Source organism: Paenibacillus sp. FSL H7-0737 (assembly GCF_000758545.1).
GTDB lineage: Bacteria > Bacillota > Bacilli > Paenibacillales > Paenibacillaceae > Paenibacillus_AQ.
In genome coordinates, this window is sequence record NZ_CP009279.1 from 169,515 (window position 1) to 181,731 (window position 12,217).

The 12,217-nt window shown below is 45.8% G+C and carries 11 protein-coding genes; all 11 read left to right on the plus strand.

The genetic code is table 11. The annotated features are described in order from the left end of the window. The first annotated feature begins 1 nt into the window (after window position 1). The 11 genes from hisH to H70737_RS00880 all read left to right on the plus strand — a co-directional run bounded on the left by hisH (window position 2) and on the right by H70737_RS00880 (window position 12,066). The gene (gene hisH, locus H70737_RS00830; protein ID WP_042184004.1) at window positions 2-625 is read left to right on the plus strand and encodes an imidazole glycerol phosphate synthase subunit HisH; all 624 of its coding nucleotides are present in this window, start codon (window positions 2-4) and stop codon (window positions 623-625) included. Window positions 626-667: 42 nt separating this feature from the next. Further along, window positions 668-1,405: a 1-(5-phosphoribosyl)-5-[(5-phosphoribosylamino)methylideneamino]imidazole-4-carboxamide isomerase gene (hisA, locus tag H70737_RS00835; protein WP_042184006.1), complete on the plus strand. Its 738-nt coding sequence runs from the start codon at window positions 668-670 to the stop codon at window positions 1,403-1,405. Between the two features lie 761 nt (window positions 1,406-2,166). After that, window positions 2,167-2,925: an imidazole glycerol phosphate synthase subunit HisF gene (gene hisF / locus H70737_RS00840; RefSeq protein WP_042123282.1), complete on the plus strand. Its 759-nt coding sequence runs from the start codon at window positions 2,167-2,169 to the stop codon at window positions 2,923-2,925. Further along, window positions 2,922-3,638 (plus strand): bifunctional phosphoribosyl-AMP cyclohydrolase/phosphoribosyl-ATP diphosphatase HisIE, encoded by a 717-nt coding sequence (hisIE, locus tag H70737_RS00845; protein ID WP_042184008.1) that lies wholly within the window; start codon window positions 2,922-2,924, stop codon window positions 3,636-3,638. The genes hisF and hisIE overlap by 4 nt, the downstream gene beginning before the upstream one ends. Window positions 3,639-3,653: 15 nt before the next feature. Then, window positions 3,654-4,481 carry a histidinol-phosphatase HisJ gene (gene hisJ / locus H70737_RS00850; protein WP_042184010.1) on the plus strand — a complete coding sequence of 276 codons (828 nt, stop codon included), beginning with the start codon at window positions 3,654-3,656 and terminating at the stop codon, window positions 4,479-4,481. Between the two features lie 23 nt (window positions 4,482-4,504). Continuing rightward, window positions 4,505-5,455 carry a ribose-phosphate diphosphokinase gene (locus H70737_RS00855; RefSeq protein ID WP_042123288.1) on the plus strand — a complete coding sequence of 317 codons (951 nt, stop codon included), beginning with the start codon at window positions 4,505-4,507 and terminating at the stop codon, window positions 5,453-5,455. A 235-nt stretch (window positions 5,456-5,690) separates the two neighbouring features. Continuing rightward, window positions 5,691-7,427 (plus strand): tetratricopeptide repeat protein, encoded by a 1,737-nt coding sequence (locus tag H70737_RS00860; protein WP_042184012.1) that lies wholly within the window; start codon window positions 5,691-5,693, stop codon window positions 7,425-7,427. A gap of 40 nt (window positions 7,428-7,467) precedes the next feature. Beyond that, on the plus strand, window positions 7,468-8,421 hold the full coding sequence (trxB, locus tag H70737_RS00865; protein ID WP_042184014.1) for a thioredoxin-disulfide reductase: 954 nt from the start codon (window positions 7,468-7,470) through the stop codon (window positions 8,419-8,421). A gap of 160 nt (window positions 8,422-8,581) precedes the next feature. Further along, window positions 8,582-9,370, plus strand: coding sequence for a class I SAM-dependent methyltransferase (locus H70737_RS29555; protein ID WP_052404101.1), 789 nt, complete (start codon window positions 8,582-8,584; stop codon window positions 9,368-9,370). Between the two features lie 212 nt (window positions 9,371-9,582). Then, window positions 9,583-11,010 (plus strand): glucuronate isomerase, encoded by a 1,428-nt coding sequence (gene uxaC, locus H70737_RS00875; RefSeq protein ID WP_042184016.1) that lies wholly within the window; start codon window positions 9,583-9,585, stop codon window positions 11,008-11,010. Between the two features lie 57 nt (window positions 11,011-11,067). After that, complete coding sequence (locus H70737_RS00880) at window positions 11,068-12,066, plus strand: LacI family DNA-binding transcriptional regulator (RefSeq protein WP_042184018.1); 999 nt, start codon at window positions 11,068-11,070, stop codon at window positions 12,064-12,066. Window positions 12,067-12,217 lie beyond the last annotated feature (151 nt).

Sequence of the window (12,217 nt, forward strand, 5' to 3'; positions counted from 1 at the left end):
CATGACTGTTGCAATCGTCGATTATGGCATGGGCAACCTGCACAGTGTGAGCAAGGCGGTAGAACGTCTCGGTTATGAGTGTGTAGTGACGGGGGAAGCCGAGCAAATTCTCGCTGCTGATAGTGTCATTCTGCCAGGTGTCGGTGCATTTGGCGATGCGATGGAGCAGCTGCGGGAAAGTGGTTTGGATCGTGTGGTCAAACAGGTAGCTGCCGGAACCCAGCCGCTGCTAGGAATCTGTCTTGGTATGCAACTACTGTTTAGCAGCAGTGAAGAGCATGGCAGCCATGAGGGACTTGATATTCTCTCAGGCTCGGTGGTGCGTTTCGCTCCTAGAGATGGCTATAAGGTGCCGCATATGGGTTGGAACAAGCTGAGCTTTAGGCAGCCGCAAAGTCCGCTTTTTGCAGATCTTGAAGAGGGTCATGTGTACTTTGTGCACTCTTATCATGCGCTTGTAGCGAATGAGAGTGATCTGCTGGCTGTCACCGATTATGGTTACCCAGTCACAGCTATTGTGGGGCGAGATAATGTGTTCGGCATGCAGTTCCATCCTGAAAAAAGCGGGGAGCTGGGAATCAAGCTGCTGGGCAATTTTTTGAAATTAAAGGGAGAGCGGGCGTAAGCCGCGCTATAAATATAATGTAACGAAAGTGGGGAGCGCCAAATGTCTTCTTTTATTGTATATCCGGCGATTGATATCCGGGATGGAAAATGTGTCAGGCTGCAGCAGGGGGATTACAGTCAGGAAACGATATACAATGATAGCCCACTGGAGGTGGCAAAATCATGGGAAGAGCAAGGCGGAAAGTTCATTCATTTGGTGGACTTAGATGGCGCGAAAGCAGGTCATCCTGTGAATGATGCGATTATCGGTGCTATTGCTGCTAATGCTAATGTGCCTGTTCAGGTGGGCGGTGGCCTTCGTAATCTTGCGGACGTGGAAAAATTGCTTGGGCTTGGCGTTAGTCGGGTTATTATCGGAACTGCTGCGATTAACGATCATGCTTTTACCGAAGCGGTATTGGCTAAATACGGTGATAAAGTAGCTATCGGCATTGATGCGCGCAACGGTTATGTTGCGACACATGGCTGGTTGAACACCTCTGAAGTACGTGCTGAGGATCTGGCTAAGGAATTGGCTGCAAAAGGAGCCGAGACGTTCATTTACACCGACATCTCCCGCGACGGGATGATGCAGGGTCCGAACGTGGACGGCATTGTGTCCATGGCGAAGGTCAGCGGTAAAACGGTGATCGCCTCCGGCGGAGTCACCAGTCTTGATGATCTGTTACGTCTAAACGTACATAGCGGCAGCGGTGTGGGCGGAGCTATTGTTGGCAAGGCGTTGTACACGGGCAATATTGATCTTTCCAAAGCTTTGCAGGCGCTCGGGCAGAAGTAGTGCTGAGTATGTGCGTTAGTTGACGAACCTGACTAATTAACTCGTTCTTACTCTGTGAAAAGTCTCATTTAGGGGTGCTGGTTGCATTTTGTGCAATAGAAAGCTGCTTAAAGAAGCTGAATGCTTATCTGACTGCACTTTGTACAATCCAAACAGTTCAAAGCTCTTATTTTTGTGGATTTCTCAGGAATCTATTGCACGAAATGCAACAGACGGCACAATTAGATTGTTTGAGGTCGATTCTATTGTACAGAATGCAATAGAACGTTGAACTAGGCTAATAAGCCACTAAGCTATTGAGCGACGAAGGTGGTTTCAGCTTAAGCCTGACGTGGGAACTGCTGCAATAAGTTAATTAAGCGGCAGGTTGGGCATTATCTTTTGATAGTATAAGTGTACTTCATACAACTATTGTTCCAATTCAGAATCCTTTAGCTAATTTAATTGTATTTCGTGCAGCTATAAATGAGAGTTGAGCTTATTTCTAAGCTCATTCTCAGATTTAATTGTACGAAATGCAATTAAACGGAGGGCTTGCTGGACGAGCGGTGAAATAACTGCACATTGTGCAACTAATTATGCTTATTATTTCATGAGCGCAAGCCCACAGGCCGCCTATATGAATGTGGTCTTGCGGTTGTCGCGAGCCCGTCGTCCTGCTAGAGCAAGAATCGTGGGAACATAGTGATTATAGAGTGAGTGGAGCGGGATTTAGGGGGATCAAAATGTTTTAGGGAAACACATGGAAAGGGGGATTAATAATGTTAGCAAAACGTATCATCCCCTGTCTTGACGTTAAGGACGGACGGGTAGTCAAAGGCGTTAACTTTGTGAATCTGCGTGATGCCGGAGATCCGGTAGAGCTGGCGGCGCTGTATGACCGTGAGGGTGCAGATGAGCTTGTGTTTCTCGATATATCGGCTTCCGTAGAAGGCCGGGCGACCATGATTGAGGTTGTGCGGCAGACCGCAGGTGAAATCGCCATTCCTTTTACAGTGGGTGGCGGGATCTCTACACCTGATGATATGAAGCGGATTCTTCGTGCAGGTGCAGACAAAATCGGCATTAATACGGCTGCTATCACTAACCCACAGTTAATTCTGGAAGGTGCACGCCGTTTTGGTTCTCAATGTATTGTTGTAGCAATAGATGCTAAATATAACGAGGCATTTGGTGAATGGGAAGTGTATACACATGGTGGTCGCAAGCCCACTGGCATCCGTGCTCTGACCTGGGCCAAGGAAGCTGAAAAGCTGGGTGCAGGTGAGATTTTGCTCACAAGTATGGATGCAGATGGGACGAAAGATGGCTTCGACCTGAAGCTGACTTCAGCAGTAAGCGATTTACTTAGTATTCCTGTGATTGCTTCTGGAGGCGCTGGGAAGAAGGAGCATTTTTACGATGTATTTACGGAAGGGAAAGCCGATGCGGGACTGGCGGCGACCATTTTTCACTATAAAGAGATTGCCATTAACGACTTAAAGGCTGACTTGAAGCAAAAAGGGGTAGAGATCCGATGAGCGAAATAGAAAAGAATACATCCATTAGCCAAAAAGAAGCGCTGGCCGGCATTCGCTGGAATGAAGCGGGGTTGGTGCCTACCGTTGTGCAGGATGCTAACACACTAGAAGTTTTGATGGTTGCTTATATGAATTCGGAATCGTTGCAGCTCTCGTTGGAAAGTGGCCAGACCTGGTTCTGGAGCCGCTCACGCAGCGAGCTTTGGCACAAAGGTGGAACCTCAGGCAATACACAAGCGATTACTTCCATATCCTATGATTGCGATAGTGATACACTGCTCGTGAAGGTTGTCCCTGAAGGACCAGCTTGCCATACTGGAGCTACATCATGCTTTTTCCGTGACATTCCTTTGAATAACCAAGCCGAGGAAGCTCAGAAATCGGTAGCTACTAGCCTTACGGATGGTGAGCGTTTTGCTGTTCTTGGTGAGCTGGAGCGCGTGATTGCTGAGCGGGAAGTAGAGCGTCCGGAAGGCGCGTATACAACTTATTTGTTCGATAAAGGTGTCGATAAGATCCTTAAGAAGGTAGGCGAAGAAGCCTCTGAAACGATTATTGCCGCCAAAAATAAAGATAATGCCGAGCTGCGTCTTGAAGTTAGTGATCTGATCTACCACTTACTAGTACTGCTACAAGAGCGCAAGCTTCCGCTGGATGAAATCATGGAAGAGTTGAGTACCCGCCACGAGCGCCCACGCCGGGACCAGTACTAGGGAGGGAACTGACGGATGCATATCGATTACCACACGCATCATGAGCGCTGCGGTCATGCCGTGGGCAAGCTTGAGGAGTATGTGCAGCGTGGGATACAGCTTGGTCTTCAGCAGCTAGGGTTATCCGACCACTTGCCGCTCATCCATGTTGATCCCGCTAGCTATTACCCTGAAATGGCCATGCCAATGGCTGAACTGCCTCGTTATGTGGAGGAATGCCTGACGCTGAAGGAACGCTACCGCGGAGTCATAGATCTGCGGGTAGGGCTGGAAGCAGATTATATTGAAGGTTACGAGGATCAAATTAGTGAGATTTTAACTACTTACCCATGGGATTATCTGATAGGCTCTGTGCATTTTCTCGGGGAGTGGGATATCACAGATTATCGACAGGTTGATGGCTGGGAAGGCAAGGATGAACTAGAGGTATATCGCCTTTATTATGATGCTGTAAAGAAGTCGGCGTTATCAGGATTATATGATATTATAGGACATATGGATGTTATTAAACGGTTCGGCTATGGTCCTCAGACACCAGAAGGTAAAGCAGAGGTGAGAACGCTGGAGCTGGAAACCTTAAAGGTTATAGCGGATAGCGGAATCGCCATGGAGCTGAATGCTTCAGGACTTACCAAGCCATGTGCTAAGATGTTCCCGGCGGAACATCTGCTACAGGAGGCTTTTAAGCTCAGTATACCGCTTACGCTCGGCTCGGATGCACATGACCCTGCCAAGCTTGGCGACGGCCTGCAAGAGGCACGTAGCATGCTTTGGCACACAGGCTTCCGTGAGCTGGCTGTATTTGAGGGACGCCGTCGTACCACTGTTCCGTTCAAACTATAATTTATAATCCGCAGGAGGGTATTATGCATCATCAACAATTACGTATTTTTTCCGGTTCGTCGAATCCAAAGCTGGCGGCAGATATTGCAGAGCGACTTGGTGTTGAATTGGGGCAGATTAAGCTGACCCGTTTCATGAGCGGCGAGATTTACGTGCATTACGAAGAGAGCATCCGGAACTGCGACGTATTTTTGGTGCAATCCCTATCCCATCCCATTAATGAGATGTTCGTGGAACTGCTCGTGATGATAGATGCTGCTAAACGGGCATCAGCACGTACAGTTAACATTATTGTGCCGTATTATGGATACGCTCGACAGGAACGTAAGTCTGCACCTCGTGAACCGATCTCGGCTAAGATGGTAGCTGATGTACTTACGACCGCGGGCGCAACCCGTGTAATCACTATCGATTTGCATGCAGCGGCAATTCAAGGCTTTTTCAACATTCCGGTCGATCATTTGACTGCTCTCGATTTGATCAGCAGCCATTTGAAGGCCAAGGCTATGTCTGATTTGGTCATTGTTTCTCCGGATGCGGGACGTGCATCTATGGCTGAGAAGCTCGCAAATAAGCTGGATTCACCTTTTGCCATTATGATCAAGAAGCGTCCAGCCCATAATGAATCTGTAATCACTCATGTCATTGGTGATGTCGAGGGACGTACACCGATCATTATCGAGGACCTTATTGATACAGGGACTACCATCGTGAATGTGGTTGAGGGTCTGAAAGAGAGAGGTGCGAAGGACAGTATCGTCTGTGCAACGCATGGATTGTTCTCAGGACCTGCGCTGCAGCGGCTTGACCATCCCTCTGTTCAGGAAGTGGTCATTACGGACTCTATTGCACTGCCAGATGATCATTCAAGTCGGTTTACGGTCTTATCGGTGGCACCGATGCTTGCACAAGCTACACGTATTATTCTTGAGGGCGGTTCGATCGATAAGCTTTTCAGAGACGCGGGAATTTAATTCCCCGTCTTTTTTTATTTTTATGTGAAAAAGTTGCTGTTTGTGGAGTGGTAGAGTCTTTCTCAACTTGAGAATCTCGCGGTCACATGTGGTATACTGTGTGAAGATAGCCGCACCCATAAAGGGAACGGAATAGCGATTAAGTTTGGAGCTCCGGTATACCCCATTGGGCGCCGTCCTCCTATTTTTTCGTTAGTATAAAAGGAAGCTTCTTATAAGGGGGTGCCTTGCTTCCATGATGGAGAGAACTTCAGAGTATGAGGAGAATGGTAATGTTATTCCTGTCACTCTGAATGCCAATTTTTTCTTTGAAAGAGCCGTTCGGTCCTTGGATCGCTTTCAATATGATAAGGCATTAAAGAATTTTCGCAAAGCTGTAGAGTACGAACCGGAGAACCCGGTAAATCATTGTAACGTAGCAGGTGTATTATCAGAGATGGGTAATTATGAGGCGTCTAACGACATTTTGACCCATGTGCTGGAGAATATTGATCCTGGAATGACGGAATGTTATTTCTATATGGCTAACAACTTCGCCAATATGGAAAGCTATGAGGAGGCAGAACGCTCACTCGTTACTTATCTCGAAGAAGATGTGAACGGTGAATTTCTGGCCGAATCGGAAGAGTTGATGGAACTTCTGCAATATGAGCTGGATCGTCCTGCACCACTTATCCGGATTAGAAGCCGGGAAGGGGTAATAGAGCATGAGCGGGCCAGAGCGCTGTTGGAGGAAGGCAAGTTTACACAAGCCGTAACTTTGCTTGAAGAGATTGTGAGCAATACGCCAGACTTCTTGGCGGCGCATAACAACCTAGCCCTTGCGTATTTCTATATGGGTCGTTTTACCAAAGCCAAAGAATGCATTATGCGGGTGCTTGAACAGGACTCTGGGAATTTGCACGCACTTTGTAACTTGGCGATCTTTTTGCAGTATGAAGGTGACCGCGGGCAACTTGCTGGATTATTACGTCTGCTAGAGACGACTATTCCTTTTCACCAGGAGCATTTATTCAAGATGGCCACTACGATGGGGATTCTGGGACGGCATAGAACCGCCTATGGTCATTTTCGGCGCCTGCTGAAAGATGAGGAAGTCGGCGGTGACGCCAGTTTGTACCATTACTGTGCGGCTGCAGCAAGTAATAGCGGTCTCTATGCAGAGGCTCAGCGTTGCTGGCAAAAAGCTGCTAAGCTGGATCCGGAATCGGCTGTGCCGAGATTTTTTCTGGCCCAACTGCAGCAAGCGCAGGGGGAAGGCAAGGCGTTGTCTTCAATCAGTTACAACTATCAGCTCCCCTTTCAAGAGCAGCTGAAGCTGTGGAAAGACAACAAAGGCAGCTTTGCTGAAGAGGTGCGGAACAATCCGCTGCTTCGATCTTCCTTCTTCTGGGCACTTCGCTACGGTGATGCCAATACGAAGCTTCAGGTTACGGAAGCTCTGCGCTGGATTGAAGATGAAGAAATGTCCGAGATTCTACAAGGACTTCTGAAGCAACAGCCATTGCAGGAAGAAAAGCTGCAGGAAGCTGCGCTTCTGAGCCTACAGCGACTGATTGGTAGTGTTCCGGAGGAAAATGTACTTCAGGAAGCCAAAGAAACTTCTAATGCGCGTCTGAAGGGATTGCCAGAATGGAGAGAAGATTGGCAAAAAGTCATCGACCAGACGGTAAGTATGATGGACCGGAGATTTGATGCCGTTCAGAAAAAAGATGCTGAATTACTTTGGAAGCAATTCGTGAGTAGCATATATCCAGATGTTCCTTTTATCCGTCAAACGGAAGGCTGGTGTGCTGCCTTAGAATATCTGATCGCAAAAATGCATAACCTTCCAGTCACCTACCGCGAGGTAGCTCAGCGTTATGACGTATCCGTGTCGATGGTCAGCCGTTATGCTCGGCGTATCGATGATGAATGTAGTTTTCAGGGAAGTGTGAGCGACAGTCTTCCCCCGTTTACTGAAAATATCTAAATTCTTGATGCATAAACCCTATTGTGAGGAGGCCACTGTTATGTACAAAACGATTGTAATCGGAACAGGCCCGGCCGGGCTTACTGCTGCTATTTATTTGGCACGTGCCAACCTTAACCCACTTGTAATTGAAGGGATGCAGCCAGGTGGACAACTGACAACGACAACGGAAGTGGAGAATTTTCCAGGTTTTCCCGAAGGGATTCTCGGCCCGGATTTAATGGACAACATGCGGAAGCAGGCTGAACGTTTTGGTGCTGAATTCAAGAATGGTTGGGTGGATTCAGTGGATTTTTCACAGCGTCCATTTAAAGTGACAGTAGATGGTTTGGGTGTATTAGAGGCAGAGTCGGTAATTATCTCTACCGGTGCTTCTGCCAGATATTTAGGAATACCAGGGGAGCAGGAGAATGTGGGCCGTGGGGTCAGCACTTGCGCTACTTGTGATGGCTTCTTTTTCCGGAACAAAAAGATTATCGTGGTCGGTGGTGGTGACTCTGCGATGGAGGAAGCCAGCTTCTTAACAAGATTTGCTTCTAGCGTAACCGTGGTTCATCGTCGTGACGAGCTCAGAGCTTCAAAGATTATGCAGGACCGCGCACGCGATAACAGTAAGGTTGCGTGGGCACTTAACCGTACACCGCTTGAAGTAACAACCGGCGACTCTGGAGTTAAGGGACTGACGGTTCGAAATAATGATACAGGACTTGAAGAACTCATCGAAGCGGACGGAGTGTTTGTCGCTATTGGTCATACGCCGAATACCGGATTCTTGGGCGGTCAGATTACGACCGATACCAATGGTTATATTGTAGTAAATCCAGGTACTACTGAGACGAACATTCCGGGTGTATTCGCTTGCGGCGACGTACAGGATACCCGTTACCGACAAGCGATCTCCGCAGCGGGCACCGGCTGTATGGCAGCAATGGACGCTGAGAAATATCTTGAGGGCACAATGGTACATGACTGGAGCGAAAACTTGGGTAGTTGATTTAGTGAGAAATCGTAGTTCAATGATATATAAGCAGGCAGTCCTTTTCCTAAAGGTTGCCTGCTTTTTTGTTAAAAAACACTAATCTTCTTAGCATTTGTGAAACTTTACACGTAATTATCCCGTAAAACAATCTATGAAATCATGGGGAGTGATGAGCATGGATACTATGGATTGGATGAAACAAAGTAAAAGTTTTAATAAGGCTGCGGATTACTACGATATGTTTAGACCTAGTTATCCATCGGAGGTAATTGATTGTATTGAAGCTAATACCCTTCTCCACGCAGCTTCCAAAATACTAGAAATCGGAGCGGGTAGCGGAAAAGCTACGGAATTATTCTTGAACCGGGGATATGAACTCTTGTGTGTAGAACCAGGGCCACAATTGGCCGAAATTGGCGTGCAGAAGCATAGAGATAAAAAGGTGCAATATGTGGTCACTCGATTTGAAGATTGGGAGGAGCCCCGAAAAGGCAATGATTTGGTGTTCTCCGCTCAAGCCTATCACTGGGTTCCACAACCTGATGGATATAAGAAATGTGCCGAAGTGCTTAAGCCGAACGGGCATTTGGCTCTTTTTTGGAATTTCTATTTATGCGGAGATAGTAAATTGGATAAAGAGATTGCTGAGCTTTGTAAACAATATCATGCTTTTACCATTTCCAGTAAAGGAGAGATAGATGAAAGAATAAATAGGACTTCAGCTGAGATTTTGAATAGCGGATATTTTGAGGCGCCGTCCATTTATCAATTTCCATGGTCCCATCAAGAGGATGTTGATAGCTTCATTGGGTTCTTAAATACTACGAGCTCTTTTCTGGTTCTTTCGAAATCAGAGCAAAACAAGTTTATTGCTGAGTTAAGGATGCTTTTCTCCAACAATGGTGGGGTTGTGTCCAGATATTATGTATGCTGTTTATTTATTACCTCTCGGAAGTTAGAATAACTGTAACAATGTCCTTAGAAAAAGACTTGCGCATTTTAGAAATACGTTTACAATGAAGACATAATGTTAACGTGAACAATTATCTTTAAATCTTTATTATATTTGTTTATCTTTAGTTTAACATAAATATTTAAAATTACATGATCAATAAAATGTTCACGTTAAATTAGTTGTTGATTCCAATTTAATCTTAAAGGAGAGCAGCAAACCTCATGAGCAAAAAATTCATGGATGAGAACTTCCTGTTGTCGAGCGAGACCGCCATTAAGCTGTTTCATAATCATGCGAAAGATATGCCTATTATCGACTATCATTGCCACCTCAGTCCTCAAGAGATCTATGAGAACAAGACGTTCAACAATATTACCGAAGCTTGGCTGTATGGCGACCATTACAAATGGAGAGTGATGCGGGCAAATGGTATAGAGGAGAAGTTCATTACTGGTGATGCTAGTGACTATGAAAAGTTCTTGGCATGGTCTAGAACCGTTCCTAAGATTATCGGGAATCCGCTCTATCATTGGACACATCTTGAGTTGCAGCGTTTCTTTGGAGTATATGATTTGCTAAATGAGGCTAATGCTCCGAAGATTTGGGATGAAGTGAACAGACAGTTGCAAGGTGAAGGATATGGAGCAAGAGATCTAATTGTTAAATCGAAAGTAACTGTTGTATGCACCACCGATGACCCAGTAGATTCTCTGGAATATCATGAAAAAATCAGCAGCTTGAGTGGATTCGATGCCAGCGTAGTTCCGGGGTTTCGTCCAGATAAAGCCCTTGAGATTAATCGTCCTACCTTCAAGCCTTGGGTAGCTCAGCTAAGCGAAGTCTCAGGAATGGATGTTGAGAATTATAGTCAGTTTCTAGAAGCATTGGAGAGCAGAGTGAGATTCTTCCATGCCAGAGCGGGCCGTGTATCCGATCATGCTTTGGATGCAGTAATGTTTGAGCCTGCTACCTTGGAGGAAGCTACGGCTATATTCAACAAAGCTCTTCGTGAAGGCGCTGTAAGTGAGAGTGAAGAAAAGAAATATAAAGGGTTCACCCTTGTGTTCCTCGGCAAATTATATAGCGAGCTGGATTGGGCCATGCAATTCCATATCCATGCGCTACGCAATAATAACAGCGTAATGTTCGGACAACTCGGCCCTGATACCGGCTATGATTCGATTAATGATGGCGTGATTGCTAAACCGCTGGCAGGTCTGTTAGATGCGCTGGATCGTGAGAATGTGCTGCCTAAGACGATTTTGTACTCGCTGAATCCAAATGATAACCATGTCATTGCTGGTTTAATGGGCTGCTTCCAAGGCGGCGGAATTCCAGGGAAAATTCAATTCGGGACGGCATGGTGGTTCAACGATAACAAGGATGGCATGCTGGAACAGATGAAGACGCTTGCTAATCTAGGTGTGCTTAGCCAGTTTGTCGGAATGTTAACAGACTCCAGAAGCTTTTTATCATATACCAGACATGAGTATTTTAGAAGAATTCTATGTGATCTTGTAGGTTCTTGGGTAGAGGATGGAGAAGCCCCGGATGATATGGAACTGTTAGGCGGTATGATTGAGAATATCTGTTACAATAACGCTGATCATTATTTCAATTTCTCGAAACAGGCATTGGTGACTAGGTAATCGTTATGATATCCTTACATGGAAGAGCCAAACCCGTTTGATAAGGAAGGTTGACCCATGGCACCTACAATCAAGGATATCGCCAAACTGGCGAATGTTTCACATACAACTGTATCAAGAGCACTTAACAACAGTCCCCTAATTAAAGAAGTTACACGTAAAAAAATTGCCGAGATCGCTGCGCAAGTGGGTTATGTCCCCAATTACAATGCCAAAAGCCTTGTGATGCAGCGGTCATACACCATTGGCTTGTTCTTCACGAGTATCGCCAACGGCACCACGTCTGGTTTCTTCTCTGATACGATTCGTGGTGTAAATAGTGTCATAGATGTAGAGTATAATCTGTTCATCCGTGGGATCGACGATTATGCGGAATATTCCTCTATTCATCGCAAACGCTTTGATGGAATTATTCTAATGAGCCAGAGTGAAGCAGATAATAAATTCATTTACCATGTTGTCCAGCAAGGCATTCCAATCGTTGTGCTGAATCGGCAGATAGATGATCGCTCCATTATTAATATCATCTCGAATGACCGGGAAGGCGCTTATCATGCAGGCAAACACCTGATTGAGTCCGGGCATCAAGACATTGCGATCATTGAAGGTGTTGAGGGCTTTAAATCCACGCAGGAACGCAGAGACGGTTTTATAAAAGCTTTGATTGACCATAATATCCCTGTTCGTAACGATTATATGAGAAATGGTAATTACGATATGCAAAGTGGATATGAGGCGATGGGCAAGCTGCTAGATTTGGAAAAACCGCCGACGGCAGTATTCTGTTCCAATGACGATATGGCGATCGGGGCTATGAAAGCTGTGTTTGAGCGCGGGCTGCAGGTGCCGAACGATGTTTCTATTGTTGGTTTTGATGATATTGGATTTTCGCTCTTTGCGAATCCTTCGCTTACCACAGTTAAACGTCCTATTGAGAAGATCAGCGAGCAAGGAGCCCGCAAGCTGCTAAGCTTAATTAAAGAACCTTTGGAGAATGACGGGCTAACCTCCATTGATACGGAGTTTATTGCGAGAGAATCGGTTAGGAAACTGTAGAAGCAAAAAGCTGAGCATAGCAGCTTGATCCTTTCACTCGTAAAGGATTTTGAATTAAAATTTTCACGTGTGCATAAATTAACAATAAAATAATATAAACATTGTATTATAAAGGATAATTAATTAGTTTATCGTGTTCATTAATAATCAG

Excerpts from the sequence above, each read along its gene's own strand:
- hisH (WP_042184004.1), top strand. The coding sequence starts at position 2 with ATGACTGTTGCAATCGTCGATTATGGCATGGGCAACCTGCACAGTGTG.
- hisA (WP_042184006.1), top strand. The coding sequence starts at position 668 with ATGTCTTCTTTTATTGTATATCCGGCGATTGATATCCGGGATGGAAAA.
- hisF (WP_042123282.1), top strand. The coding sequence starts at position 2,167 with ATGTTAGCAAAACGTATCATCCCCTGTCTTGACGTTAAGGACGGACGG.
- hisIE (WP_042184008.1), top strand. The coding sequence starts at position 2,922 with ATGAGCGAAATAGAAAAGAATACATCCATTAGCCAAAAAGAAGCGCTG.
- hisJ (WP_042184010.1), top strand. The coding sequence starts at position 3,654 with ATGCATATCGATTACCACACGCATCATGAGCGCTGCGGTCATGCCGTG.
- H70737_RS00855 (WP_042123288.1), top strand. The coding sequence starts at position 4,505 with ATGCATCATCAACAATTACGTATTTTTTCCGGTTCGTCGAATCCAAAG.
- H70737_RS00860 (WP_042184012.1), top strand. The coding sequence starts at position 5,691 with ATGATGGAGAGAACTTCAGAGTATGAGGAGAATGGTAATGTTATTCCT.
- trxB (WP_042184014.1), top strand. The coding sequence starts at position 7,468 with ATGTACAAAACGATTGTAATCGGAACAGGCCCGGCCGGGCTTACTGCT.
- H70737_RS29555 (WP_052404101.1), top strand. The coding sequence starts at position 8,582 with ATGGATACTATGGATTGGATGAAACAAAGTAAAAGTTTTAATAAGGCT.
- uxaC (WP_042184016.1), top strand. The coding sequence starts at position 9,583 with ATGAGCAAAAAATTCATGGATGAGAACTTCCTGTTGTCGAGCGAGACC.
- H70737_RS00880 (WP_042184018.1), top strand. The coding sequence starts at position 11,068 with ATGGCACCTACAATCAAGGATATCGCCAAACTGGCGAATGTTTCACAT.